At 72.6% G+C, this 26,557-nt stretch carries 15 protein-coding genes; 10 read left to right on the top strand and 5 right to left on the bottom strand.

Annotated elements, in window-relative coordinates:
• The first annotated feature begins 8 nt into the window (after window positions 1-8).
• Both ACZ60Q_RS21405 and ACZ60Q_RS21400 read left to right on the top strand, forming a co-directional pair.
• A complete protein-coding gene (locus tag ACZ60Q_RS21405; RefSeq protein WP_469636753.1) occupies window positions 9-515 on the top strand; it encodes a DUF6912 family protein in 507 nt (168 codons plus the stop codon).
• A 38-nt stretch (window positions 516-553) separates the two neighbouring features.
• A complete protein-coding gene (locus tag ACZ60Q_RS21400) occupies window positions 554-1,231 on the top strand; it encodes an HAD family hydrolase (protein ID WP_469636750.1) in 678 nt (225 codons plus the stop codon).
• Window positions 1,232-1,425: 194 nt separating this feature from the next.
• On the opposite strand, the gene ACZ60Q_RS21395 is transcribed toward ACZ60Q_RS21400, so the two are convergent.
• Entirely contained in the window at window positions 1,426-2,004 is a 579-nt protein-coding gene (locus ACZ60Q_RS21395) for a DJ-1/PfpI family protein (protein ID WP_469636747.1), read from the bottom strand.
• Between the two features lie 433 nt (window positions 2,005-2,437).
• Between ACZ60Q_RS21395 and ACZ60Q_RS21390 the strand changes: the two genes are divergently transcribed.
• Complete coding sequence (locus tag ACZ60Q_RS21390) at window positions 2,438-7,486, top strand: NAD-glutamate dehydrogenase (protein WP_469636744.1); 5,049 nt, start codon at window positions 2,438-2,440, stop codon at window positions 7,484-7,486.
• 186 nt (window positions 7,487-7,672) lie between these two features.
• On the opposite strand, the gene ACZ60Q_RS21385 is transcribed toward ACZ60Q_RS21390, so the two are convergent.
• Window positions 7,673-8,413: an ABC transporter ATP-binding protein gene (locus tag ACZ60Q_RS21385; protein ID WP_469636831.1), complete on the bottom strand. Its 741-nt coding sequence runs from the start codon at window positions 8,411-8,413 to the stop codon at window positions 7,673-7,675.
• 79 nt (window positions 8,414-8,492) lie between these two features.
• Window positions 8,493-9,398, bottom strand: coding sequence for an ABC transporter permease (locus ACZ60Q_RS21380; protein WP_469636827.1), 906 nt, complete (start codon window positions 9,396-9,398; stop codon window positions 8,493-8,495).
• A 255-nt stretch (window positions 9,399-9,653) separates the two neighbouring features.
• Between ACZ60Q_RS21380 and ACZ60Q_RS21375 the strand changes: the two genes are divergently transcribed.
• Entirely contained in the window at window positions 9,654-10,289 is a 636-nt protein-coding gene (locus tag ACZ60Q_RS21375) for a TetR/AcrR family transcriptional regulator (RefSeq protein ID WP_469636741.1), read from the top strand.
• Window positions 10,290-10,444: 155 nt separating this feature from the next.
• Here ACZ60Q_RS21375 and ACZ60Q_RS21370 read toward each other — a convergent pair whose 3' ends face one another.
• Both ACZ60Q_RS21370 and ACZ60Q_RS21365 read right to left on the bottom strand, forming a co-directional pair.
• Window positions 10,445-11,662: a hypothetical protein gene (locus tag ACZ60Q_RS21370; protein WP_469636739.1), complete on the bottom strand. Its 1,218-nt coding sequence runs from the start codon at window positions 11,660-11,662 to the stop codon at window positions 10,445-10,447.
• 82 nt (window positions 11,663-11,744) lie between these two features.
• A complete protein-coding gene (locus tag ACZ60Q_RS21365) occupies window positions 11,745-15,506 on the bottom strand; it encodes a bifunctional glycosyltransferase/CDP-glycerol:glycerophosphate glycerophosphotransferase (RefSeq protein WP_469636736.1) in 3,762 nt (1,253 codons plus the stop codon).
• A 101-nt stretch (window positions 15,507-15,607) separates the two neighbouring features.
• Here ACZ60Q_RS21365 and ACZ60Q_RS21360 point away from each other — a divergent pair, with 101 nt between their 5' ends.
• The 6 genes from ACZ60Q_RS21360 to ACZ60Q_RS21335 all read left to right on the top strand — a co-directional run bounded on the left by ACZ60Q_RS21360 (window position 15,608) and on the right by ACZ60Q_RS21335 (window position 26,540).
• Complete coding sequence (locus ACZ60Q_RS21360) at window positions 15,608-16,861, top strand: CDP-glycerol glycerophosphotransferase family protein (protein ID WP_469636734.1); 1,254 nt, start codon at window positions 15,608-15,610, stop codon at window positions 16,859-16,861.
• A 136-nt stretch (window positions 16,862-16,997) separates the two neighbouring features.
• Window positions 16,998-17,813, top strand: a complete 816-nt coding sequence (locus ACZ60Q_RS21355; protein ID WP_469636731.1) for a methyltransferase domain-containing protein — start codon at window positions 16,998-17,000, stop codon at window positions 17,811-17,813.
• A 58-nt stretch (window positions 17,814-17,871) separates the two neighbouring features.
• Window positions 17,872-18,762 (top strand): TylF/MycF/NovP-related O-methyltransferase, encoded by an 891-nt coding sequence (locus tag ACZ60Q_RS21350; protein ID WP_469636824.1) that lies wholly within the window; start codon window positions 17,872-17,874, stop codon window positions 18,760-18,762.
• Between the two features lie 310 nt (window positions 18,763-19,072).
• Window positions 19,073-22,525, top strand: coding sequence for a bifunctional glycosyltransferase/CDP-glycerol:glycerophosphate glycerophosphotransferase (locus ACZ60Q_RS21345; protein ID WP_469636728.1), 3,453 nt, complete (start codon window positions 19,073-19,075; stop codon window positions 22,523-22,525).
• Window positions 22,522-25,401, top strand: a complete 2,880-nt coding sequence (locus tag ACZ60Q_RS21340) for a CDP-glycerol glycerophosphotransferase family protein (protein ID WP_469636725.1) — start codon at window positions 22,522-22,524, stop codon at window positions 25,399-25,401. Before ACZ60Q_RS21345 ends, ACZ60Q_RS21340 begins: the two co-directional genes overlap by 4 nt.
• Window positions 25,398-26,540, top strand: a complete 1,143-nt coding sequence (locus tag ACZ60Q_RS21335) for a glycosyltransferase (protein ID WP_469636722.1) — start codon at window positions 25,398-25,400, stop codon at window positions 26,538-26,540. The genes ACZ60Q_RS21340 and ACZ60Q_RS21335 overlap by 4 nt, the downstream gene beginning before the upstream one ends.
• The last annotated feature ends 17 nt before the right edge of the window (window positions 26,541-26,557 follow it).

The following is a 26,557-nucleotide window of genomic DNA, read 5'->3' as shown; positions in this document are numbered from 1 at the left end:
GACCTGCCATGCGTGTGTACGTCCCCCTGACCCTCTCCGGTCTCGCAGCGGCGCACGGTGCGGGCGAGGTCGGCCCCGGACCGCTGACCGCCTACGCGGTGACCCCCGGGCTGCGTGAGTGGTACGTCTCCGACGACATCGAGGAGCTGGAGTACGCGGCGCTCAGCCGGGCCGCCGCCGCCTCGCTCCGGATGGTCGCGGGGAAGCCGGACGAGGTGCGCCGCCGGGTCGTCATGGCTATCGACGTACCGGACGGGGCCGCTGTCGCCGACCCCGATCACGGGCTGAGCGCCGCATCGCTCGGCGAGGTGCGGATCGCCGCCGCGCTGCCGCTGGCCAAGGCGGCGGCGGTACACGTGGACGCCGACGACGCGGAGAAGGACGTGGCCGCCGCGACGGCCGCGCTGGGGGCGGCGGACCTCGGCGACGACAACGCTCAGTTCACCGTGGACGGAGCCGAGGACCACGAGCTGCTCTGGTTCGGAGTCCAGGAGATTGGGCAGCTCATCGGCTGAGGGCCGGCGTTGTCGTACCCGGCGGGTACGTTTTCTTTATGACTTCGGGGACGACACGCACACATCTGGTCTGGGACTGGAACGGCACGCTGCTCGACGACACCCATGCCGTCATCCAGGCGACGAACGCCGCGTTCGCTGAGGTCGAGCTGGCGCCGATCACGCTTGAGCAGTACCGGGAGATGTACACCATCCCCATACCCCGGTTCTACGAGCGGTTCCTGGGCCGGCTGCCCACCGAGGCCGAGTGGGAGCGGATGGACGGCATCTTCCACCGGTACTACGCGGAGCAGCGGGTGGCCTGTGGGCTCACCGTCGGGGTCGAGGAGCTACTGCACCAGTGGCAGCGGGCCGGGCGCAGCCAGTCGCTGCTGAGTATGTACGGGCACGAGCAGCTGGTGCCGGTGGTGCGGGGGTACGGAATCGAGCCGCGGTTCGTCCGGGTCGAGGGGCGTACGGGGCCGTCCGGCGGGAGCAAGGCGCTCCACATGGAGCGGCACTTCGAGGCGCTGGCCGGGGCGGACGGGATCGTGCCGCGGAACGCGGTGGTCATCGGGGACGCGCTGGACGACGCGGTGGCGGCGGCGCATGTGGGGGCTCGGGCCGTGCTGTACACCGGGGGGTCGCACAGCCGGAGCAGCCTGGAGGGGGCGGGGGTGCCGGTGGTGGACAGCCTGGGGGAGGCGGTGGCGTTGGCGGAGACGTTTTCCGCGTAGCGGGGGCGGGGGGCTTGGCGCGGGTGGGCCTGCCGCGGGCTTTCGGGGCGCTGCCCCGGACCCCGGTCCTCAATCGCCGGACGGGCTGGAGAGTGATCCCGGACGGGCTGGACAGACGTCCTCAATCGCCGGACGGGCTGGAAGGTGCTCCCCGGACGGGCTGAGGGTGCGTCCGGGTGAGGCGGAAGGTGTCCTCAGGTTCCGGAGGGGCTTGAAGGGTGGTTCGACTTGAGTACCTTCAGGAACTCCCGCATCCAGACCGGGTGGTCCGGCCAGGCACGGGAGGAGACCACGGTGCCGTCCACGACCGCTTCCGTGTCCTGGAAGGTCGCGCCCGCGCTCAGCATGTCCGGTTCCAGGGCCGGGTAGGCCGTGACGTTGCGGCCGCTGAGGCTGCCGGTGGCGGCGGTGATCAGGGGGCCGTGGCAGATCTGGGCGACCGGGCGGTCCGCCGAGAAGAAGGCGCCGACGATCTTCCGCAGTTCCGCGTTGTTGCGGAGGTACTCGGGAGCGCGACCACCGGGGATCACCAGGGCGATGTACGCCCCGGGGTCGACCTCGGAGAACGACAGGTCGGCGGGCCAGGTGTAGCCGGGCTTCTCCGTGTACGTGTCGAAGCCGGGCTCGAAGTCGTGGACCACGAAGCGCAGCGTCTTGCGCTCGGGGGCCGCGATGTCGACCTCGTACCCCTCCTCCAGCAGCCGCTGGTACGGGTAGAGGACTTCGAGCGACTCGGCGGCGTCGCCGGTGACGATGAGGATCTTCTGCGGCATGGCGGGGCTCCTCGGGGCCGGTGGCCCCGATGGTGTGCCGAGGGCCTGAATCCGTGCGGTGCGGACAGACTGCCCCGGTTTCGAGAGTTCGCCAAGGGGGCGCGGCGCACTGTCCGGAGTGTCAAAGTTCGGGGGGTTCTTTTGTACACAAGCAGCTCATGACGCAACGGGGTGCGAGGGCGATAGCCTGGTGGCGTGATCAGCGCGATACGCCTCGGGGGCAGCGAAGCCCCCGGCTGCCGCCCGGAGTGCCACAGCACCCGGGCGATCCGCGATCTCCCGACTCCGGACCGGCTGCCGAAAATGGCCAATTTGGTCCCGGGTATCTCTCGAAGCGGCATAGCGTCGACCCAGACCGGAAACCCCGCGTCGTGGCGGTACGCCGCTTTTCTCACCTACGTCACGCAACGGCGCGCGACAGGAGCCAGAGGACATGCAGACCAAGCTGGACGAAGCCAAGGCCGAGCTGCTCGCAGGGGCCGCCAAGGTAGCTGAAAACGGTCCGGGCGGTGGTGTCGGTGGCCCGGGAGGTGCCCCCCGGGCGCCGACTTCCGCCGCCGGGGCCGACGAGAGCGCCCGTCCCGGTCAGGACACGGTGCTCGCCTACCTCCAGCGCTACTACCTGCATACGGCTCCGGAGGACCTCGGCGGCCGTGATCCGGTCGACGTCTTCGGTGCCGCCGCCTCGCACTACCGGCTGGCCGAGAACCGTCCGCAGGGCACCGCCAACGTCCGGGTGCACACCCCGACCGTCGAGGAGAACGGCTGGACCTGCAGCCACTCCGTCGTCGAGGTCGTCACCGACGACATGCCCTTCCTGGTGGACTCCGTCACCAATGAGCTGTCCCGGCAGGGGCGCGGCATCCACGTCGTGATCCACCCGCAGGTCACGGTCCGCCGCGATGTCACCGGCAAGCTCATCGAGGTCCTCTCCGGCGGCCCCGGCCTCCCGAAGAGCACCCAGGGCCGCAAGGACTCCAAGGACGGGAAGGGCGGCAGGGCCGAACTGCCCCACGACGCGCTCGTCGAGTCCTGGATCCACGTGGAGATCGACCGCGAGACCGACCGCGCCGACCTCCAGCAGATCACCACCGACCTGCTGCGTGTCCTGTCCGACGTGCGGGAGACCGTCGAGGACTGGGGGAAGATGCGCGAAGCCGCCCTCCGGATCGCCGACGACCTGCCCGGCGAACCGCTGGACGACCTCGCCGACGAGGAGGTCGAGGAGGCCCGCGAGCTGCTGCGCTGGCTGGCCGCCGACCACTTCACCTTCCTCGGCTACCGCGAGTACGAGCTGAAGGACAGCGACTCGCTGGCCGCCGTGCCCGGCACGGGGCTCGGTATCCTGCGCTCCGACCCGCACCACAGCGAGAACGAGGCCCACCCGGTCAGCCCGTCCTTCGACCGGCTGCCCGCCGACGCCCGCGCCAAGGCCCGCGAGCACAAACTCCTCGTCCTGACGAAGGCCAACAGCCGGGCCACCGTGCACCGCCCCAGCTACCTCGACTACGTCGGCGTGAAGAAGTTCGACGCCAAGGGCAACGTCGTCGGCGAGCGGCGCTTCCTCGGGCTCTTCTCCTCAGCCGCCTACACCGAGTCCGTGCGCCGGGTGCCCGTCATCCGCCGCAGGGTCGCCGAGGTCGTCGAGGGCGCGGGCTTCTCGTACAACAGCCACGACGGTCGCGACCTGCTCCAGATCCTGGAGACCTACCCCCGCGACGAGCTGTTCCAGACGCCCGTCGACCAGCTCCGCTCCATCGTGACCTCCGTCCTCTACCTCCAGGAGCGCCGCCGGCTGCGGCTCTACCTGCGCCAGGACGAGTACGGGCGCTACTACTCCGCGATCGTCTACCTGCCGCGCGACCGCTACACCACCGGCGTACGCCTGCGGCTGATCGACATTCTCAAGGAGGAACTCGGCGGCAACAGCGTCGACTTCACCGCCTGGAACACCGAGTCGATCCTTTCCCGGCTGCACTTCGTCATCCGCGTCCCGGCCGGCACCGAGCTGCCGCACCTGACCGACGCCGACGCCGACCGCATCGAGGCGCGGCTCGTCGAGGCCGCCCGCTCCTGGGCCGACGGCTTCCAGGAGGCGCTCAACGCCGAGCTGGGCGAGGAGCGCGGCGCCGAACTCCAGCGCCAGTACGGCCACTCGTTCCCCGAGGGCTACAAGGCCGATCACTCGCCGCGCGCCGCCGTCGCCGACCTGGTCCACCTGGAGACCCTCAAGCAGGGCGAGAAGGACTTCGCCCTCAGCCTGTACGAGCCGGTCGGTGCGGGCCCCGGCGAGCGCCGCTTCAAGATCTACCGGACCGGCGAGCAGGTCTCCCTCTCCGCCGTCCTCCCGGCGCTCCAGCAGCTCGGCGTCGAGGTCGTCGACGAGCGGCCGTACGAGCTGCGCTGCGCGGACCGTACCCACGCCTGGATCTACGACTTCGGGCTGCGGATGCCGCTGGCCAACGGCAACGGCGGCTATCTCGCCGACGACGCCCGCACCCGCTTCCAGGAGGCCTTCGCCGCCGTCTGGAAGGGCGAGGCGGAGAATGACGGCTTCAACGCCCTGGTCCTCGGCGCGGGGCTGAACTGGCGGCAGGCCATGGTGCTGCGCGCCTACGCGAAGTACCTGCGGCAGGCCGGTTCGACCTTCAGCCAGGACTACATGGAGTCCACGCTCCGCAACAACGTCCACACCACCCGGCTGCTCGTCTCGCTCTTCGAGGCCCGTATGTCGCCCGGTCGCCAGAACGCCGGAACGGAGCTGACCGACGGGCTCCTGGAGGAGCTGGACGGGGCCCTTGACCAGGTCGCCTCACTGGACGAGGACCGGATCCTGCGATCCTTCCTCACCGTCATCAAGGCCACCCTGCGCACCAACTTCTTCCAGAGCGCGAGTGAGGGAGGCGGCAAGGGGGGCCGGCACACGGACGACGGTGCCCCGCATGCGTACGTCTCGATGAAGTTCGACCCGCAGGCCATCCCGGACCTGCCCGCGCCCCGTCCGGCGTACGAGATCTGGGTCTACTCGCCGCGCGTGGAGGGCGTCCACCTGCGCTTCGGCAAGGTCGCCCGAGGCGGGCTGCGCTGGTCGGACCGGCGCGAGGACTTCCGTACGGAGATCCTCGGCCTGGTCAAGGCGCAGATGGTGAAGAACACCGTCATCGTGCCCGTCGGCGCCAAGGGCGGCTTCGTCGCCAAGCAGCTCCCGGACCCGTCCGTGGACCGCGACGCCTGGTTCGCCGAGGGTATCGCCGCGTACCGCACGTTCATCTCCGCGCTGCTCGACATCACCGACAACATGGTGGCCGGCGAGGTCGTACCGCCCGCCGACGTCGTCCGGCACGACGAGGACGACACCTACCTCGTCGTCGCCGCGGACAAGGGCACCGCGAGTTTCTCCGACATCGCCAACGAGGTCGCCGTCGCGTACGGCTTCTGGCTCGGCGACGCGTTCGCCTCCGGCGGCTCGGCCGGCTACGACCACAAGGGCATGGGCATCACCGCCCGGGGCGCCTGGGAGTCCGTCGAGCGGCACTTCCGGGAGCTGGGCCACGACACCCAGACCGAGGACTTCACCGTCGTCGGCGTCGGCGACATGTCCGGCGACGTGTTCGGCAATGGGATGCTGCTCTCCGAGCACATCCGCCTCGTCGCCGCCTTCGACCACCGGCACATCTTCATCGACCCGAAGCCGGACGCCCCCACCTCGTACGCCGAGCGGCGCCGGCTCTTCGACCTGCCGCGCAGCTCCTGGGCCGACTACGACACGGGCCTGCTCTCGGCGGGCGGCGGGATCCACCCGCGCAGCGCCAAGTCGATCCCGCTCAACCCGCACGTCCGCGAGGCGCTCGGCATCGACCCCTCGGTGAGCAAGATGACGCCCGCCGACCTGATGCGGACCATCCTCAAGGCCTCCGTCGACCTGGTGTGGAACGGTGGCATCGGCACGTACATCAAGGCCGTCTCCGAGTCGAACGCCGACGTCGGCGACAAGGCCAACGACGCGATCCGCGTCAATGGCGAGGAGCTGCGGGCCAAGGTCGTCGGCGAGGGCGGCAACCTCGGGGCCACCCAGCTGGGCCGGATCGAGTTCGCCCGCGGCGGCGGCCGGATCAACACCGACGCGATCGACAACAGCGCCGGTGTGGACACCTCCGACCACGAGGTGAACATCAAGATCCTGCTCAACGGTCTGGTCCGGGACGGCGACATGACCGTCAAGCAGCGCAACAAGCTGCTCGCCGACATGACCGACGAGGTCGGTGCGCTCGTTCTGCGCAACAACTACGCGCAGAACGTCGCGCTCTCCAACGCCTTCGCCCAGGCCCCGTCCCTGCTCCACGCCCAGCAGCGCTTCATGCGACGCCTGGAGCGCGACGGCGCCCTCGACCGGGCGCTGGAGTTCCTGCCCGCCGACCGGCACATCCGGGAGCTGCTGAGCAACGGCAAGGGGCTCAGCCAGCCCGAACTGGCCGTGCTGATCGCCTACACCAAGATCACGGCGGCGGCCGAGCTGATCTCCACGGTCCTGCCGGACGACCCGCACCTGCAGAAGCTGGTGCACGCCTACTTCCCGAGCGAGCTGCGCGAGCGGTTCCCCGAGGCGGTCGACGGGCACGCGCTGCGGCGCGAGATCATCACGACGGTCCTGGTCAACGACACGGTGAACACCGCCGGTTCGACCTTCCTGCACCGGCTGCGCGAGGAGACCGGAGCGTCGATCGAGGAGATCGTGCGGGCCCAGTTCACGGCCCGTGAGATCTTCGGCCTGTCCCGGGTGTGGGACGCGGTCGAGGCGCTCGACAACAAGGCCGACGCCGACGTCCAGACCCGGATCCGGCTGCACTCCCGTCGCCTGGTCGAGCGCGGTTCACGCTGGCTGCTGGGCAACCGGCCGCAGCCCGTCGCCATCGCGGAGACCATCGAGTGCTTCCGGGACGGTGTCGCGCGGGTCTGGGACGAGCTGCCCAAGCTGCTCAAGGGCGCGGACCTGGACTGGTACCACTCGATCCTGGAGGAGCTGACGGCCGCGGGCGTGCCGGACGAGCTGGCGGTGCGGGTGGCCGGGTTCTCCTCCGCCTTCCCGGCGCTGGACATCGTGGCCATCGCCGACCGTACGGGCAAGGAGCCGCTGGAGGTCGCCGAGGTTTACTACGATCTCGGCGACCGGCTGCGGATCACCCAGCTGATGGACCGGATCATCGAGCTGCCGCGGGACGACCGCTGGCAGTCGATGGCCCGCGCCTCCATCCGCGAGGACCTGTACGCGGCGCACGCGGCGCTGACGTCGGACGTGCTGAGTGTGGGGAACGGGTCGTCCACGCCGGAGGAACGGTTCCGGGCGTGGGAGGAGAGGAACGCGGCGATCCTGGCCCGGTCGCGGGCGACGCTGGAGGAGATCCAGGGGTCGGACACGTTCGACCTGGCGAATCTCTCGGTGGCGATGCGAACGATGCGGACGTTGTTGCGTACGCACGCGTAGGGAGTTCTTGTACGTCTGTGGGGCCGGCGCCTTTGGTGGCGCCGGCCCCCCCGGGCGTTGGTGCGGCCCGCCCCGGGTGCGGTGCCGTCCTCAGGCGCCGGACGGGCTGGACTGCTGCCCTCAGGCGCCGGACGGGCCGGATCCGCGCGGGTGGGCCGGGGGTGGTGGGCCGGGCGGTCGGAAGGGCTACTTGCGCTTGGTGAACGCCTCGTACGCTGCCACTACTTCCTTCGCCGGGCCGTCCATCCGCAGCGTGCCCGCCTCCAGCCACAGGGCCCGGTCGCAGGTCTCGGTGATCGATTTGTTGCTGTGGCTGACCAGGAAGACCGTGCCCGCCTCGGCCCGCAGTTCCTTGATGCGGTCCTTGCTGCGGCGCTGGAACTTCGCGTCCCCCGTGGACAGCGCCTCGTCGATCAGCAGCACGTCGTGGCTCTTGGCCGCCGCGATGGAGAAGCGGAGCCGGGCGCCCATGCCCGAGGAGTACGTGCGCATCGGCAGTGTGATGAAGTCGCCCTTCTCGTTGATGCCGGAGAAGTCGACGATCTCGTCGTAGCGTTCGCGGATCTGCTCGCGGGTCATGCCCATCGCGAGTCCGCCCAGCACCACGTTGCGCTCGCCCGTCAGGTCGCCCATCAGCGCCGCGTTCACGCCGAGCAGCGACGGCTGGCCCTGGGTGTGGACCCTGCCCCGGGTCGGCGGCAGCAGGCCCGCGACCGCCTTGAGCAGGGTCGACTTTCCCGAGCCGTTGGAGCCGATCAGGCCGATGGCCTCGCCCCTGTACGAGGCGAAACTGACTCCCTTCACGGCGTGCACCTGGCGTGCGCCGGGGGTACGGCGGCGGGTGGTGATCCGGCTGAGCGCCGAGGTCGCGCTGCCCTTGCCCGTACGCGCGCCGTTGACCGTGTACGTGATGTGGACGTCGTCCACGACGACGGTCGGGACACGCCGGTCCTCGGAGGAATCCTTGAGGCCGGCGGAATCCTTGAGGCCGGGGCAATTCTTGGGATCAGCCACGTCCGTACGTCTCCTCGGCCTTCCAGAAGTACACGAATCCGGCCACTCCGCACAGCAGCGCCCAGCCCCCCGCGACCGCCCATGCGAACGGTGGCAGCTGCGCCCCTGTGTAGCTGTCGATGAGCGCGTACCGCATGAGGTTGATGAAGAGCGCCGCCGGGTTGTACTCCAGCGCCACCATCACCGCGTGCGGCACCCGTTCCCCCTTGAGCAGGTGGTCCAGGCTCCACATCACGCCGGAGGAGTACATCCAGGTCCGCAGGACGAACGGCGTCAGCTGTGCGATGTCCGGGGTCTTCGCCGTCAACCGGGCCACGGCCATCGACACCCCGGTGTTGAACACCGCCTGGAGCGCGAGCGCCGGAACCGCCAGCAGCCAGGACGGGCGCGGGTACTGGCCGAACACCAGCAGGATCACGGCCAGCGCGCCGAGTGAGAACAGCAGTTGCTGCAACTGCTGGAGGGCGAGGGCCACCGGCAGCGAGGCGCGCGGGAAGTGCAAGGCCCGCACCAGGCCGATGTTGCCGCTGATCGCCCGCGTGCCCGCGGTGATCGAGCTGGCGGTGAAGGTCCAGATGAAGACCCCGGTGACCAGGAACGGGACGAAGTCCTCCACTCCGTGCTTGGTGTTCATCAGGACGCCGAAGATGAAGTAGTAGACCGTCGCGTTCAGCAGGGGCGTCATGATCTGCCAGATCTGGCCGAGCTTCGCCTGGCTGTACTGGGCGGTCAGCTTGGCCGTCGCGAACGCGGCGATGAAGTGCCGCCGCCCCCAGAGCTGCCGGATGTAGGCGGGCAGCGAGGGCCTGGCGCCGCTGACCGTGAGGCCGTGCCGGGCGGCCAGGGCGGCCAGCTCACCGGGTGCGTAGGTGGGGACGTCCTGGGCGGGGGTGCTCACCGGGGACGGCGGAGCTGCTGTCTGGCTCACCACGAACGATCGCTTTCGATGGAAGCGGGAGGGGGGAAGGGAGTGGAACGGCGGAACCGCGTAACGGCGGGGAGATGGGGAGAGACGGGGCGAGGGAACGGTGGGACGGTACGGTCCCGTGGGGACGCCCTCGTTAGGACGGGACCGTATCGTCGTAACGCTGAGAGTAGGCCGCTTCTACGTCGCAACGCAACCGTTTCGTCGCGGCCGACTATCATGCGGGCCATGACCACCGAACGGGGAACCCGCCGCCGCGCCCCCGCAGGCGCCGCCGTCCTGCGTGAGGACGTGACCGACGCCATCCGCGCCGCCGTCTTCGAGGAACTGGCCGCGGTGGGGTTCGCCCGGATGTCCATCGAGGGCATCGCCCGGCGTGCGGGCGTCGGCAAGACCGCTGTCTACCGCCGCTGGAAGTCCAAGCTGGCGCTCGTCCTCGATCTGGTCGCGGCCGTCGCCGCCCAGGGGATGCCCGCCCCGGCCACCGGTTCGCTGTACGGGGACGTGCGCGCCGTCCTGGAACTGGCCGCGTATGCCCTGCGTCACCCGGTCGCCTCACAGGTCATCCCGGACCTGCTGGTCGAAGCGGCCCGCAATCCGGAGATCTCCGAGGCGATCAAGGTCGCGCTCCTGGACCAGCAGCAGGGCGTCGCCGCCGTGGTGGTGAGGGAGGCGGTGGCCCGGGGGGAGCTGCCCGCCGGCAGCGATCCGGACCGGGCGCTCGACTTGATCGTCGGCCCGCTGTACTGGCGGCTCGTCGTGGTCCGCGGCGAGCTGCCGAAGGGCTACCTGGACGATCTGGCCGCCTCGGCGGTCGCCGCGCTCAAGCACGCCCGAGGGAATCCGGGCCCCGGGCCCGCCTGACCGGAGTAGGTCCCGCCGGTGTCCGGTACGCGTGCGGGGAGGCCTCATGCGCGTCCGACCGGAGTGGGCCCTCGTGCCCGCCCGACCGGAGTGGGTTCTCGTGCCCGCCCGACCGGAGCGGGCCCTCGTGCCCGCCCGACGGAGCCCCGGTCGCGTCAGCCCGCCGTCACCCGTGCCAGCACCTCGCCCGTGCGCGGGCTGAACGCCAGCATCGTCGCGTTCTCGGGCAGGCGCTGGTAACGGGTCAGCAGCAGCCACCGCACCCCGTACCGGGCGGTGATCCCGTCCCGCCGGGCCTGCGGGGTCGACGCGTCGAGGTAGGCGGCCACCGCCCGGCTCCGCTCCCGTCGCTCCGTGCGCGCGAGCCCCGCGTCCGGCAGCCCGTCGGCCAGCACGTACGCCCCGTGTCCGGCCAGCGCGTACATCGCCGGGCGGCTGTCCGTCAGGACCACCTCGCCCGGGGGCACGTACGCGGTCGCCCAGGTGTACGGCTCCCCGGCCGCGCGCACCCCCTCGGCCGCCGGAGGCCCCGTGGTCCGGCCGTCGGCGGGGGTGCGCGGGGCGGTGAGCCCGTTGTAGTACGGCCACAACACCGCCACGGTCACCGCGCACACGACGGCGAACACCCACCGGGACACGGTCGGCCGGATCCGGGTCCGCGTCCGGACCGCGATCAGGGCGAGGCACCCGATCGCCGCGCCGATCGCCGTCGGCGGGTGCACCAGCAGGACGACTCCGAGCAGAACCCCGATCCCGGCCGCCTCGGCCCACCGGGGCGTCCGGCCCGGCTTCGGATCGCCGGGGCGGGCGGTCCGGGCGGTCGCGCGGCCGGTCCACGCCCACAGGTGCAGGGTGACCGCGACCGCGAACGTGCTCGGCGCGCTCCAGCGGGCGGGGTCCGCCCAGTGGATCAGCGTCAGGGGCACCAACACGAGGACCGGAACCCAGCGGTTCGGGGTCAGCAGCCGGGTGAGCCGGCCGATCCCGGTGAGCAGGAGCAGCAGGTTCACCGACGCGGCCAGCGCGACGACGGACGGGCCCGAAAGCCCACTGGCACGGGCGGCCAGCCCTTGCGGCAGCGCGTACGGGGAGTAGTGCGCGCTCGCCACGGCGGGCAGGTCGGTCATCGGGAACGCCGGATGCAGCAGGTTCACCCGCAGCCGTTCGACGACCGCCGCCTGGAGCCCGGCCTCGCAGCACAGCGGAGCCTGCCAGGCCGCCGCCGACAGCAGCGCCCACAGCAGACCGCCCAGCACGAGGTACGGCGACGGCAGCCACAGGGGCGGCCGGGCCGTCCGGTCGGCCCGGCCGTCTCCGGTCGCGGCGGGCGGGAGGTCGGAGGGCGGGGCGGAGGCAGCGGGGAAGAGGGGCACCTCTCATGGGTTCCGTGCGGCGGGCCCGCTCTCCCCGCCGCCACTCGTCCGGGGGATTCCGGGCCCCGGCTTCCCGACGGTCTCAGGGCGTGTCCGCCAGCAGCCGGTCCGCGACCCGGGCCGCCGCGCCGCCGTCGTCCAGATCGCAGTAGTCGCGGCGGAAGCTCTCGTACGCGTCGGCGTGCCGGGCGGCCAGCGGCCCGGTGTCGCGCAGCGCCTGGGCCACCTCGTCCGTCGTGACCAGCAGTGGCCCCGGCGCCCGGGTCTCGAAGTCCAGGCAGAAGCCGCGCACGGTGTCGCGGTAGTGCTCCAGGTCGTAGGTGTGGAAGAGCATCGGCCGGCCCGTCAGCGCGAAGTCGAACACCAGCCCCGCGTAGTCCGTCACCAGGACGTCGGCCACCAGCAGCAGACCGGCCGCCTCCGGGTGACGCGAGACGTCGAGCACGCCGGGCGCCTCCTGGGGGCCGCCGGTGACCCGGGGGTGCCGGCGGACCAGCACCGTGTGGCCGGGGCCGAGCGCCCGGGCCAGGGCCCCCGGGTCGAGTGCCGGATCCCAGCGGTACGGGCCCGGGGCCGTGCGGTCGGCGGACGGCGCCGGGGGGTGGGCCAGGTGGTCGCGGTAGGTCGGGGCGTACAGCACGGTGCGGTGGTCCTCCGGGATCCCCAGCCCGCGCCGGATCTCCTCGCAGGCCTTGTCCCGGCCGGGCGGGAACAGCACGTCGTTGGCGGGCGATCCGGCTTCCAGCACCTCGCCCTCGTACGCCAGCGACCGGCGCAGCCACGGGGTGGCGAAGCGGCTCGGGGAGACCAGTACCGACCACTGGGCCGACCGCCGCGGCAGGGTGGCGAGGTACTGGTGGTCGGCGTAGAGGGTGTCGGCCAGGCAGCCGCCGAACCGGCCGAGCGGGGTGCCGTGCCAGGTCTGGACGACCGTCTGCCCCGGACGCCGCTCGAACCACCCGGGCAGCTGCTCGTCCGTGACGATCCGACGGGAGCGGGCCAGCGCCTCGTACCAGGCGGCGCTGTGCACGGGGACGGCCCGCGCGCCGGGCGGGACGTGGGTGGTGCGGCCGGGGGCGGTACCGGTGACCCACAGGTGCTCGGTCTCCGTGCCCCGGCGCACGAGTTCGGCGTGCACGGCGCGCGGGGAGTCGCCGCCCGCGTAGAGGATGGTGTCGCGGAGCGGGAGGAGCGTGCGCCCGTCACGGTAGTGCGCGGCGCGCAGGAGCCGCCTGCCGTACGCGCTCCGCCCGGCGGCCGCCGCTCGCGACTCCGGCCCCGCGACGACGGACAGGCGGTCGCCGTGCCGCCGTTCCAGCCGCAGAGCGCTCTCGCCTCCGTCGCGGGGGAGGTGCGCGGCGGCGGAGCCGAGGACACGTACGGGCCGGCCGTCCAGGCGGACCTCCCAGCGGCCTTCCGGGAGCGGCGGGGCGATCAGCGCGGAGAACCGGCCCGGCGCGTGGTCGGGGCTCCCGTCAGAGCTCCCGTCAGAGCACTCGTCAGAACACTCGTCGGGGATTTCGTCCGAGCTCTTGTCCGAAGGCCCGTTCACGAAGGCTTCCCTGACGGCCTCCGCACCCGGCTCCGTGACGGCTTCCGCACCCGGCTCCGTGACGGCTTCCGTGACGGCCTCCGCACCCGGCTCCGTGATGTTCCCCGTGAGGGCCGCCGCGATCGGAACCGTCTCGTGCAGCGTCTCGTGGTGCAGGACGAGACGGCCGACGGACGCGGCCACCGCCCCCGGAGCGGGCGGAACGTACGTCCCCGAGACGCGCAGAGCCCCCTCCCGCGTGCGCTCCACCCGGTCCGCGTACGGGGCCCCCGCCAGGTCCAGCACCAGGTCGCCAGCCGGGTCCGCGCACGCGGGCGGCGGCAGCTCCGGGGCGGCGGGCAGGGGGACGCGGGTGCCGTCGGCGAGCACCAGCCGGACCCGCCAGCGCGCCCCGTCCACCGGCTCGACCTCGCGGGGGGCCCGGTGCGGGGCGGGCGGGGCGCCGGCGAGTTCGGCGAGCGGCACCCGCACCGTGAACCCGACCCCGTCCGGCCCGCGCCACCCGTCCGCAGGGGTTGCCGCCGCCGGGGTCGCCGCATCGGACCCGCCCGCCGCACGGGCCCCGTTGGCCCCGGAGGTCTCCGCGTACTCCACCGGGCAGGAGCGCTCCTCGCCCCCCTCGCCCCCCTCGCGCGTCAGCACCAGCGCCCTCGGCCTGCTCCCGCTTCCGTCGAAGAGCCGGCCCGTGAGTTCCAGCGGGGCCCCCTCCGCCTCGGCGGTCCGGTGCCCCTCGGCCCGGGCCCGCAGGCGCGACACGGTCAGCCGGAGCCGGCCGCCCCGGTAGTCGAGCACCGAGCGCCGCCCGTCGCCCAGGTCGTGGACGAGCGGCTGGTCCGCGCCCGCGTCCGGGGCGCGCACCGCCACCCGACGTACCGTCCCGGGCGCGGCGAGGACCAGGCCGACCAGCCAGCCGCCGCCGTCCGCCGTCGCGGGCAGCCGGTCCGGGTCGAGGACCATCTCGAACCCCGCGTGGTCGTAGCCGTGCAGCTCCTGACCGGAGTTCACCGTCGCCTCGGGCGTGTCCACGGACCGCACCGGGACCGGCCGCACCCGCTGCCCGCGCTCCGCCCGGACCATCCCCACCATGAGCCGCTGCCGGGCGGAGGCGCCGGGGAGGTTGCGCAGATACGCGTACCCGCGCAGCCGCAGCTTCCCGTCCGCGCCCCAGCGTGCCTCCAGCAGCCGTGCCACGGCGGGGATGTCCGTGCGCGCGAGCCGGGCGTTCGCGCCGCGCACCCCGGGGTACACCGCTCGCCGCCGCCCCGGGAACCCCTCGACCGCGAACGTACCCGCCCTGTTGGCCCGTTCGAAGGCGAGGACCGCCAGCAGCTCGTCGATCCGCCGCTCCCGCACCAGGGACCACTTGACGCGCAGCTCCACCGGCAGCCCCTCCAGCGCGCCGGGCCCCGCCCGGTCGGCGAAGGCCCCGGCGCCCTCCAGGAACGCCGCCCGGTACGCCTCGCCGCCCATCGGCAGGCCGTCCAGGAAGTACCCGAAGTCGTCCCGCAGACAGGACGCGTCGTACGCCCGCCGCTGCGCCGCGTCCCGGCCGCCCAGAAACGCGCTGACCTGCTCGCACGCGGCGATCCGGTCCCGTACGCCCGTGACGTCCGTACGCCGCCGGGTGATCGATCCCTCCCGCACCCGCCAGTAGTAGACGTGCTCGCGCAGGACGTCCACGGACCGGGCGAGATGGTGCGCGGGGATCATCACCGGGGTGTCCTCGTACAGCTTGCCCACGGGGAACGTGAAGCCGTGCGCGTCCCAGAAGGAGCGCCGGAACACCTTGTTCCAGGCCACCCGGTCGGCCAGCAGGCGCGGGTCCGCGGTGATGTGGGTGCGCGGTCGGGGGGCGGTCAGCCAGCGGTACTGCCAGGCCTGCTGTCGCCCCTGCGCGGTCAGTCGCCACACATTGCCGGTCACCAGATCGGAACCGGTCGACTCCAGCGAGGCCGTCATCCGCTCGTACGCGTCGTGCACGACGACGTCGTCGCTGTCGGCGAACGCCAGGTAGGGGACGGTGGGGGTGGTGTGCCGGACACCGGTGTTGCGGGCGGCGCTCAGGCCGGCGTTCTGCTGCCGGACCAGCCGGAAGCGGCAGTCCCGCGCGGCGAACTCGGCGGCGATCCGGGCACTGCCGTCCGTCGAACCGTCGTCGACCATGACCACCTCGATCGCTTCGAGGGTCTGTTCCGCCACCGACCGCAGGCAGTCCTCCAGGTAGGCCTCGACGTTGTGGACGGGGACGACGACGCTGAGGAGCGGTGGCGGTGGTGCCAGTGGTGGCTTCATGTCCTGGTCAACAGGGGGCGGGTCCCGGGGTCACCGGCGCTGACCCGAACGGGTGAACGTGGGCCGCCCGTTCCCCGACCCCACCACTACGCTCGGCTGCCATGCCCACCCGAGATTCCGTGAAGCGGTTCGTGCGCCGCCATGCCATGCGGGCCGCCTACCGCACCGACCTGCGCCGCCCGCTCGACCCCAACCTCGCGGTCTACGGGGCGTACTGGAACCGGGGCGCCGCCTGCAACCCCGCCGCGATCCACGCCAGGGCCCGCGAACTGGCCCCGCACATCCGGGGCGTGTGGGTCCTCTCCTCCCGGCACCGCGACCGGATGGAGCCCGGTGTGCCGTACGTCATCGAGGGCTCGCGCCCCTACTGGCGGGCCATGGCCACCGCCACCTACCTGGTCAACAACTCCAGCTTTCCCGGCGGCTTCACCAAACGGCCCGGTCAGCGCTATCTCCAGACCCACCACGGGACCCCGCTCAAGACCATGGGGCTGGACCAGCGCGCGTACCCCGCCCTCGCCCGGAAGGCCGACTTCGCCAAGATCCTCGCCCATGTCGCGCAGTGGGACTTCAGCCTCTCCGCCAACCCGCACAGCACCGGGGTCTGGGACCGCGTCTACCCGGGCACCTACGAACGGCTCGACCTCGGATACCCCCGCAACGACCGCTACGCCACCGCCACCTCCGATGAAATCGCGAGGCTCCGCACCGAACTGGGCATCGCCGAGGGGCAGACCGCCCTGCTCTACGCCCCGACCCACCGCGACTACCGCGACGGCTTCGTGCCCGACCTCGACCCGGAGCGACTGGCGAGGGAACTCGGCCCGGAATACGTCCTGTTGGTGCGTGCCCACTACTTCTACGGGCGGTCCGCCGGGGTCGGCGGGACGGTAGGGGCATCGGCCGTGCATCACGAATCGGGGCTGTGTAGAGATGGGGAATACGGCCCACCCCCCGCCAAGCCGTCGGTTTCGGCGGCGCGGGTCGTCGACGTCACCGGGCATCCCCGGGTCGAGGAACTGTGCCTGGCCGCGGACGCGTTGATCGCCGACTACTCCTCCCTGGTCTTCGACTACGCCTGTCTGGACCGCCCGATCGTCGTCCACGCCCCCGACTGGGCCGCCTACCGGGCCGTGCGCGGGACCTACTTCGACCTGCTCTCCGGGCGGCCCGGTGACACCCCCGGCGCCGTCACCACCACCCCCGGGCGGCTGGCCGACGTGTTCCGGACGGGGGAGTGGCGGTCGCCGGAGGCGGCCGCGCTGCGCACCGCGTTCCGGGAGCGGTTCTGCCCGTACGACGACGGGCGCGCGGCGGAACGCGTCGTACGGCGGTTCTTCGCCCCGTCCCTGTGATGCGGAGGCCCGCCCCGGTCCGCCGGCGTGTCCCGCCACCCGAACGGCTCACGCCGGGCCGCCCGTGCCGATTCCTCCGCGCCGCGCGGTCGTTGTTCCCAACAGCTCGCTCACCCCGCCATGTTGGGAGACGTCCATGCACCGGTCCGCCTACGAGCAGATGGAACTCTGCATCCAGGAGTATCTGCCTGCCGAAGGGCCCGCGTCCGGCGCCTACCGCGTCGTCGACCTCGGATCGCGCATCTCCGGCAAGCAGACCCGTACCCACCGGGCGCTCCTCGCCGGGCACCCCATCGACTACTTCGGGGTCGACGTGCGGGACGGCCCCAACGTCGACGCGGTGATGACAAAGCCCTACCGGATTCCCGCCCGCTCCAACAGCGCCGATGTCGTGCTGTCCGGGCAGGCGTTCGAGCACATCCCGTTCTTCTGGGCGTCGATGCTGGAGATCGCCCGGATCCTGAAGCCGGGCGGACACGCGTTCATCACCGCGCCCTCGCGCGGCCATGTCCACGACGCGCAGGACTGCTGGCGCTACTACCCCGACGGGTTCCGCGCGCTCGCCGCCCACTCGCGGCTCGAACTGCGCGAGGCCTACACCGACTTCCCGCCGCGGAAGGGCATCTGGCACGACTACCGGGCCATCGACGGCAAGGCCGCCTACTGGGGCGACTCCGTCGGCGTCTTCCGCAAGCCTCGGCGCTACCCCCGCCTCACGATGTTCGCCGTACGGGAGCTGGCGGTGTGGTGGGCGAACCGGGTCGGCGGCGTGGACGGCGTCCCACTGCCCCGCCCGGTGGACGGCCGTGAGCGGTGCGGTAGGCCCGCATCCGCCCCCGTACCCGAGCAGACGCCCGAACCGGTGCGGGCGCCCGCATCCGAGCGGACGCCCGAACCGGAGCGGACGCCCGAACCGGACAAGGCTCGTGCGTGTGCCGAGCCGGCGGGCTGAGCTGTGGGGCCCGCTGGGACGGTCCGGCGGGATCAATGACAGGTTGACGAAAAATGACATGCGGCGCAAACCGCGCGTACTGTCCCGGGGCATGGCTTGGCGCAACGCCGTCAACGGCGTCCTTCAGCAGCTCACCGGATACCAGCTCAGGCGTGTCACGGTGCCTGCCGCCCGCACCGCCCCCGCCGGTCCCGCACCGGCTCCGGCCGCCGCACCCGCCCCTGTTCCCGTGGCTGCCGCGAAGCCGAAGCCCCAGGCGAAGAAGCCCGCCCTCGCGTTCCCGGCCGACTACGACGACGAGGCGAAGGAGATCATCCGTGCGGTCAAGCCGTACTCGATGACCTCGCCGGAGCGGCTCAACGCCTTTATCCTCGCCACCCGTCACATCGCCCGGCACAACATCCCCGGCTCCATCGTCGAGTGCGGTGTCTGGCGCGGCGGGTCCATGCAGGCCTGCGCCCGGACCCTGCTGTCCGCCGGGGAGACCGAGCGCGACCTGTACCTCTTCGACACGTACGAGGGCATGACCCCGCCCACCGCCGAGGATCTGCGGCGTGACGGCCGGCCGGCCAAGGAACTGCTGGACGCCCAGGGCAAGGACCGGCCGATCTGGGCGGTCGCCTCGCTGGAGGACGTCAAGGCGGGCTTCGACAGCGTCCCGTACCCGAAGGAACGCGTGCACTACGTGCGGGGGAGGGTCGAGGACACCGTCCCCGGGCAGGCCCCCGAACAGATCTCGATCCTGCGTCTGGACACCGACTGGTATGCCTCCACCAAGCATGAACTGGAGCACCTGTACTCCCGGTTGGTCCCCGGCGGAGTGCTTCTGATCGACGACTACGGCTACTGGCAGGGATCACGGCAGGCGGTCGACGAGTTCCTCGACAAGACCGGCGAGCAGCTGCTCCTGCTCCGGATGGACGAGGGACGGATCGCCGTCAAGCCCTGACCCCGCGCCCCGCGGCAGCACCGAGCGCATCGAGCCCCGTGCCCTTCCGGTACGGGGCTCGAACGCGCTCCCGGCACGCCCCGGGACACGCGACTCCGCCCTCCGCGTCACCCGAACGGACCCCCTCGGGTGACCCGTCCTTCCGGTGCGGGTTGTACCCCATGGCCCCCGAGGGCCCTCCCGCCCCGAACCACCCGAACCACGTGAACCACCCGAACCACCCGAACCGCCCCAAGGTCCCGCCCAAGTCCCGTCTCCCCGACGCTCATTGCTCCTTGATGTCGTCCGCCCGGAAGGATCGTGCGCCGCGATGGCACCCCGTCTCACCGTCGTCGTCCCCCTCTACAACGTCGAGGAGTACCTCGGTGCCTGCCTGTCCTCACTCGCCGAGCAGACCATGCCGGACCTGGAGGTCGTCCTCGTCGACGACGGCTCCACGGACAACGGACCGCTCCTGGCACAGGATTTCGCGGACCGCGATCCGCGCTTCCGGCTGCTCCGGCAGGAGAACGCCGGGCTCGGCGCGGCCCGCAACGCCGGCGTCCGCGAGGCCCATCCCGGCGCGGAGTTCCTGACCTTCGTCGACAGCGACGACATCGTGCCGCCCGGCGCCTACGCCCGGATGCTGGCCGAACTCGACGGTTCACGCTCCGACTTCGCCACCGGCAACGTGCTCCGGCTTCGGGCCAACGGGGATCTCGAACAGTCCCCCATGTTCCGCAAACCGATGGAGAGGGCCCGGCGGGCCACCCACATCACCCGGGACTGGATCCTGCTCGGCGACCGCATCGCCTGCAACAAGGTCTTCCGGCGGACCTTCTGGGACGAGCACGCCTTCGCCTTCCCCACCGGGGTGCTGTACGAGGACATCGCCGTCGTCCTGCCCGCCCACTTCCTGGCCCGCTCCGTCGACGTCGTCGAGGAACCCGTCTACCACTGGCGCGACCGCGACGGCTCGATCACCACCCGGCGGGCCGTGCCCCGGGGCATCCGCGACCGGGTCACCGCCGTCACCACCGTCAGCCGCTTCCTCGCCGCCCGGCCCGAACTGGCCGAGGGCAAGCGCCGCTACGAGGCCCACGCGCTCTCCGGTGACCTGTGGCTGTTCATCGAGGCGCTCGGGGGCGGCGACGCGGAGTTCCACGAGGCGTTCCTGAAGCACGCGGGCGCGTTCGCCGCCAGCGTGGAGCCAGGCGTCCTCGCCGGACTGCCCCTGCATCTGCGGGTCAAGTGGCAGCTCATCCGCGACCGCCGGCTCCCCGAACTCCTCGCCCTCCTCGCCGACGAGAAGAGGGACCGGGACACCTTCCACGTCACCGGGCTGCTCCGCCCCCGTGCCCATCACCCCGCCGTCCGCGCCCCCCTGCCGCCCGCCACCACCGCACTGACCTCCGCCGACCTGCCCGTCCACGCCCACCTCACCGAGGCCGTCTGGCGGGACGGACTGTTGCACCTGTCCGGCCACGCCTACGTACGGAACGCCCCGGGCGGACCGGTCCGGATCGGCTGGCTGCGCTCCGGGAAGCGGCTGATCCCCCTGCGGACCCGCCCGGTCCCGGGCGACGAGGCCACCGCCCTCTCCGGGCGCTCCCTGCACCGCTACGACCGCGCCGGGTTCGAGGCCGTCATCGACCCGCGCAGGCTCACGGCGAAGGGCACGGGCAGCGGCGGCGGCGGTCGGACGACGTGGAAGCTGGAGGCCGTCGTCGTCGGCGCGGGCCGGCCGCGCCGGGGCCCGATGCGGCTCGTCGGCACCCCGGCCCCGCCCGCGGTGACGTACACCGACGAGCGGACCCGTATCGTCCCCGTCCTGTCCGGCAACAAGCTGGAGCTGCGCACCGAACAGGTCATGGCCGTGCTGACCGGGCAGTCGGCGGCCGATGACGCCGTACGCCTGGAGGTGAGGATCCTCGGCGACGCCGGGCCGGTCGCCCTCAGGCTCACCGAGTGGCGCACCAGGGAAACCCGGGAGTTCGCCCTGCGCGGCTCCCCCGGCTCCCGGGCGGCGGACATCCCGTTCAGCGCCTTCCGGGGGGAGGACGACATCTGGGGTGTCCAACTCGTCGGTGAGGGAGAGCCGTTGACGGTAGCCGCCCGGACCGATACGCAGGACGGACGCTACGCACTGCCCGGCGGCCGGGAGCTGTACGCGGCCCCCAACCCCTCCGGCGACCTCGTGCTCACCGACCGGGCCGTCCAGCCCGTCGTCACCGCCGCCACCTGGAAGGACTCGGGCGCCCTGATCCTCGAAGGGGCCTTCCCCGAGCCGGCCGGCGCCTTCCGGGAACTCGTCCTGCGACATAGCGGCCACCGGGAGGAGGTGGTCCTCGGCCTGGAGCGGGGAGACGGCGACGGCTTCCGGGCCGTGATCGCGCCCGCCTCCGTCGAGGGACCCGGCGGGGCGCTGCCGCTCGCCGAGGGGCGTTGGTACCTCTTCCTTCGCGAGCCGGGGGAGCGGGACCCGGAGGCGTACCGGCCGCTGCGGCTGAGCACCCCTCTGCACCCCACCCTTCCGCGGCTACAGCGCTCCGGCCACCGGGACTTCATCCTTCAGCGGCGCCACCACGACCGGCTCGTACTGGAGTCCGGCAGCGCCCGCCCGGTGGAGGAGCGGGGAGCGTACGGGCAGCGCGTTCAGCGCGAGCGGTACGCCGGACTGCGTGGCCCCGGAGCGGCCGAACCGCGCCCGGCCGTCCTCTACTCCAGCTTCGACGGCCGCCAGTACTCCGACTCGCCCCGCGCCATCCACCGCGAACTCGCCGCCCGGGGACGCGATATCGAACACCTGTGGGTGGTGCGCGACCAGCAGGCGGCCGTGCCCGAAGGCGTCCGGCCCGTCGCCCTGCACAGCGCCGCGTGGTACGAGGCGCTGGCCCGCAGCCGCTGGATCGTCACCAACACCCACCTGCCCGAGTGGTTCGAGCGGGCCGAGGGCCAGTGCGTTGTCCAGACCTGGCACGGCACCCCCCTCAAGCGCATCGGCCGCGACCTCGCGGGCACCCCGCACGCCGACGCCGCGTACATGGCGTCCATGGAACACCGGTCCGCCCAGTGGAGCGTGCTCGTCTCCCCGAACAGCTTCTCCACCCCCGTCCTGCGCCGTGCCTTCGGCTACTCGGGCGAAGTCCTGGAGTGCGGCTACCCGCGCAACGACCTGCTGTGCGACCCCGACCGGGAAAAGACCGCCGCCGTACGCGAGCGGCTCGCGATCCCCGAGGGGCGGCGCGTGATCCTTTACGCCCCCACCTGGCGCGACGACCACCCCCGGCGGGGCGGGCGCTACGGACTCGACCTCCAACTCGACCTGGAACAGGCGCGGGAGAGCCTGGGCGACGACCATGTCCTGCTGGTCCGCCGCCACTACCTCGTCGGCGGGAGCGTCCCCGACACCGCCTTCGTCCGGGACGTCTCCCGTCACCCGGACGCCGCCGAACTGCTGTTGATCAGCGACGTCCTGGTCACCGACTACTCCTCGATCATGTTCGACTTCGCGCGGACCGGCCGCCCGATGCTCTTCCACACCTACGACCTCGCCCACTACCGCGACACCCTGCGCGGCTTCTGCTTCGACTTCGAGGACCGCGCCCCCGGGCCCCTGATCCCCGACTCCGCCGGGATCGTGGCCGCCCTGCGCGACCCGGAGGGCGCGAGGGCCGGGCACCGGGAGGCGTACGAGCGGTTCCGGGAGGCGTTCTGCGACCTCGACGACGGGACCGCCGCCGCCGGGGTCGTCGACCGGATGCTCAAGGGGGAGCAGGCATGAGCGACTTCAGCTGTGTGATCACCGGCGGCGGGGACAGCGAGGGCCCCGGAGGCGCCGACGCCCTGCGCGCCTCCGTGGAGTCCGTGCTCGGCCAGTCGCTGCGCGGAGCCGAGGCCGTCGTGGTCCTCGCCTCCACCGCCGACCCGGCCGTCCGCACCGCCGCCCGGGCCCTCGCCGACCGGGCCCCCGAGCGGGTCCGGCTCCTCCACGCCGACCCGGCCGTCCGCACCACCGGAGCCCTGCGCAACGCGGGCCTGGACGCGGCGAGGGGCCGGTACGTCCTGGTCCTCGCCACCGGCGAACGCCTCCAGCTCCACGCCTGCCGCAACCTCTGGCAGGCGGGCGAGACCAGCCGCGCCGACCTGATCGCCGGCCGCTGGAGCAGGATCGCGGACGAGGACGGCAAGGAACGGGAACCGTCCTGGCAGAGTGAGCTGTACGCCCGCTCCCGCACCCTCGCCCGCTTCACCGACGCCCCCGAACTCGTCGTCAGGGACGCCCTGGTGACCGGATTCTGTCTGCGCCGCGAGGCCGCCAGACGGCACGGGCTGCGGTACGAGGAGGACCTGGCGCACGGCGAGATCCTCTTCGGCCCGCTCGCCGCCGCCGCGGTCGGCCGGATCGCCCTGGTCCGCCGACTGATCGTGACCGGCCGGGCCGTCCCCGACCGGGCCCGCGACCTCGCCGCCCTGGTCGAGGCCCACCACCGGGTCGGCAACACCCTCCTCGCGCGTGGACTGTCCGAGCTGCGCGAGGAACGGGAGAAGGCGTTCGCCCGCGACCACCTGGTGCCGCTCGCCCGGTCCTTCCCCCACTTGCCCGCCGCCCGCCGCGACCGGGCCGTCGCGACCGCCGCCCGTGTGCTGACCGGTTCCTTCCGGAACGGCCTGCCGGACCTGCCGCCGCTGGAGCGGTTGGCCGTGGGCCTGCTGGCCCGGGGCGACGCCGAAGGGGTCCTCACCGCGGCGTACGCGCTGAGCAGGCCCGCCACCGTGTGCGCGCCGCTGACAACGGGCGCGGACGGCCGGGTGGTCTGGGGCGGCGACCCGACGGGGCCGGGCGTCGACTTCACCGAACTCGGCCACCAGTACCGCACGTTCGGCGACGCGCGGCTGATGAACCGGCTCACCCGCGCCACCGCCGAGCGGGGCCGCCTGCTCCTCGAAGGGCGCCTCGTGCTGCCCGGCCACAGCGGCCCCGCCCCCGGGGCCCCCCTCGGCGCGACCCTGGAGTTCCGGGCCCGGGGAGGGGCGCGCGCCGTCGCGTTCCCGGTCGAGGAGGTCCGGCACGACGGCGACGGGATCATCTGGCGCGCGCGGGCCGACGTCACGCGCCGCCTGCGCCCCGTCGGCGCCCGCGACACGGCGTGGGACGCGCGGCTGACCGTGACGGCGGGGGGCCCCGACGGGCCCAGGTCCGTCAGCGATCTGTTCGCCCCGCAGGACCAGGTGGAAGGGGCCCTCCGGTTCGCCGCCAGGCCCCGGCTCGGGCGGCTCGCCGGGGACACCTGGGAGCCCTACATCACGCTCAAGGACCACTTCGCGCTCCGGCTGACCGCTCGCCGCCGCCCGGCCCGCACCACCCACCGTCTGGTCCGCTACGCCACCCGCTTCCGGCCCGCCCGCAAGGCGAAGCTCCTCGTCCGGTCCCTGCGGGGGCGCCTGGACCGCTACCGCTCCCGGGGCTTCAAGGCCCCCGTCTACAACACCTGGCTCACCCGGCTCCCCGTGCGCCGGGGCTCCGTCGTCCTCGAAAGCCACATGGGCACCTGCTACGGCGACAGCCCGCGCGCCCTCTACGAGGAGATCCGCCGCCAGGGCCTGAAACTCCACGCCACCTGGTCCTACGAACCTTCCCCGGACGGCTTCCCGGCCGACGCCCGCCTCGTACGCCGCTGGTCCTGGCGCTACCTGTGGGCGCTGGCCCGCGCGGAGTACTGGGTCGACAACCAGGGCTTCCCGCAGCAGCTGCACAAGCCCCGGCACACGACGTACCTCCAGACCTGGCACGGTTCCGCGTACAAACGGATGGGCTTCGACGAGACCCGCGTACGGCTCCAGAACACCCCCCAGCGCGTGCGGCTCCAGCAGGCCGTGGACCGCTTCGACCACTTCCTCGTCCGCTCCGAGCACGATGTGAACACCCTCGCCCGCGCCTACCGGCTGCCCGAGGAACGGCTCCTGCGCACCGGCTACCCGCGCAACGACGCCCTGATCGCGGAGCGCGACCGGGTCGAGACCGAGGGGCGGCTGCCGCGCCCGCCGCTCGCCGGAGCGCTGGGGCTGGACGACCACCGGAGGACCGTGCTGTACGCCCCCACGTTCCGGGGCGGCCCGGGCAAGCAGCCCAGGGCCCGACTTCTGCTGGACGTAAGGGAGTTCGCGGAGAGGTTCGGCGACACCCACACCCTGCTCGTGCGGGCCCACTACCTGGATTCCGCCCGGCTGCCGATCTGTCCGCCCGGCACCGTCGTCGACGTCTCGCGCCACCACGACGTCAGCGAAATCCTCGCCCTCACCGATGTGTTGATCACCGACTACTCCTCCATCATGTTCGACTTCGCCCTCCTTGACCGGCCCGTCGTGCTGTTCGCCCCCGACCTGGAGGCGTACGCGGCCGAGCGCGGCAGCTACTTCGACCTGCGGGAGCACGCCCCCGGGCCGGTGACCGCGACACAGGAGGAGCTGTTCGGGGCCCTCGCGGAGCTGAAGAAGTCCGACACCCCGTACATCGACCGACGCCGGGCCTTCGTGCGGCAGTTCGGGCCCTACGACCGGGGCGACGCGGCCCGTAGGACCGTCGCCGCCGTCTTCGCCCCCGGATCCTCCCGGGGTGCCCGCTACACCATCGACCACGACCGGGGGGCCGGCCGATGAGCCGCGACGTCTTCATCGTCTCCAACAGCACCGACGAACTCGGCGGCGTCACCGGCTGGATGCACCAGACCGCCCGTCTCCTCGCCGGCCAGGGGCACCGGGTCCATGCCATCGGCATCCACGCGTCCGACCTCAAGATGGCGCTGCCCGCACAGTCCGCCCATCCCGTCACCGCCCTCCACCCCGCCCACCCCCCGACCCCCTGGACGCCCCACGGCGTCCGTGACCGCTTCCGCCTCCCCACCCGGCGCAAGGAGGCGGCCCGGGCCGCCGCCAAGAGACAGGCGGTCGCCCGGCTCTCGGAGATCTTCGCGACGGCCCGCCCCGGCGCGGTCGTCATCGTCACCCAGGTCTGGGCGATGGAATGGGTCGGGGAGGCCGACACCACCGGGCTGCGGGTCATCGGGATGAGCCACGAGTCCTACGGCTACTCCCGTGCGAGCCACCGCTACCGCTGGATCAAGAACCACTACAAGGACCTCGACCACTGGCTCGTCCTCACCGAGGAGGACGCCGACCAGTGGGCCGGGGACGGCATGAACAACGTCGGTTTCCTGCCCAACGCCCTCTCCCGCCTGCCCGCCGTGCCCTCCCCGCGCACCGCGAGGACCGTCGCCAGCATCGGCCGGCTCAGCGATCAGAAGGGCATCGACCTGCTCCTGGACACCTGGGCCCTGGTCGCCCCCGCCCGCCCCGACTGGCGGCTGCGCGTGTACGGGGCCGGAGAGGACGAGGCCGCGCTGAAGGCCCGGTGCACCGGCCTCGGCCTCGACGGATCCGTGGAGTGGATGGGCCGCACCGACGACGTGGAACGGGCCCTCGCCGAGGCCTCCGTCTTCGTCCAGTCATCCCGGGGCGAGGGTTTCCCGCTGGCCCTGCTGGAGGCGATGGCGAGCGGCGTGCCCTGCGCCGCCTTCGACTGCGCGCCGGGGGTGCGCGAGATCGTCCGGGACGGTGAGGACGGGCTCCTGGCCCCCGCCGGTGATATCGCCGCCCTCGCCGACCGCCTCCTGCGGCTCACCGGCAACCCCCGGTTGCGCGACGCGATGGGCGCGCGGGCCCGGTCCGGCGTCCAGCGGTTCTCCGAGCCGGAGACCCTGCGCCGTTGGGAGGAGCTGTTCGCGTTCCTGGATCGCTGAACGGACGGGCGTTTCGA

The organism is Streptomyces sp. NPDC104313, assembly GCF_055583985.1.
Note: the sequence above shows the minus strand (reverse complement) of the source record. Positions and strands in the feature narration are given on the sequence as shown.

Coding starts and splice junctions, on each gene's coding strand:
- ACZ60Q_RS21350 (WP_469636824.1), top strand. CDS start 17,872: ATGCGGCGCAAACCGCGCGTACTGTCCCGGGGCATGGCTTGGCGCAAC.
- ACZ60Q_RS21335 (WP_469636722.1), top strand. CDS start 25,398: ATGAGCCGCGACGTCTTCATCGTCTCCAACAGCACCGACGAACTCGGC.
- ACZ60Q_RS21360 (WP_469636734.1), top strand. CDS start 15,608: ATGCCCACCCGAGATTCCGTGAAGCGGTTCGTGCGCCGCCATGCCATG.
- ACZ60Q_RS21375 (WP_469636741.1), top strand. CDS start 9,654: ATGACCACCGAACGGGGAACCCGCCGCCGCGCCCCCGCAGGCGCCGCC.
- ACZ60Q_RS21345 (WP_469636728.1), top strand. CDS start 19,073: ATGGCACCCCGTCTCACCGTCGTCGTCCCCCTCTACAACGTCGAGGAG.
- ACZ60Q_RS21355 (WP_469636731.1), top strand. CDS start 16,998: ATGCACCGGTCCGCCTACGAGCAGATGGAACTCTGCATCCAGGAGTAT.
- ACZ60Q_RS21365 (WP_469636736.1), bottom strand. CDS start 15,506: ATGAAGCCACCACTGGCACCACCGCCACCGCTCCTCAGCGTCGTCGTC.
- ACZ60Q_RS21400 (WP_469636750.1), top strand. CDS start 554: ATGACTTCGGGGACGACACGCACACATCTGGTCTGGGACTGGAACGGC.
- ACZ60Q_RS21395 (WP_469636747.1), bottom strand. CDS start 2,004: ATGCCGCAGAAGATCCTCATCGTCACCGGCGACGCCGCCGAGTCGCTC.
- ACZ60Q_RS21405 (WP_469636753.1), top strand. CDS start 9: ATGCGTGTGTACGTCCCCCTGACCCTCTCCGGTCTCGCAGCGGCGCAC.
- ACZ60Q_RS21340 (WP_469636725.1), top strand. CDS start 22,522: ATGAGCGACTTCAGCTGTGTGATCACCGGCGGCGGGGACAGCGAGGGC.
- ACZ60Q_RS21390 (WP_469636744.1), top strand. CDS start 2,438: ATGCAGACCAAGCTGGACGAAGCCAAGGCCGAGCTGCTCGCAGGGGCC.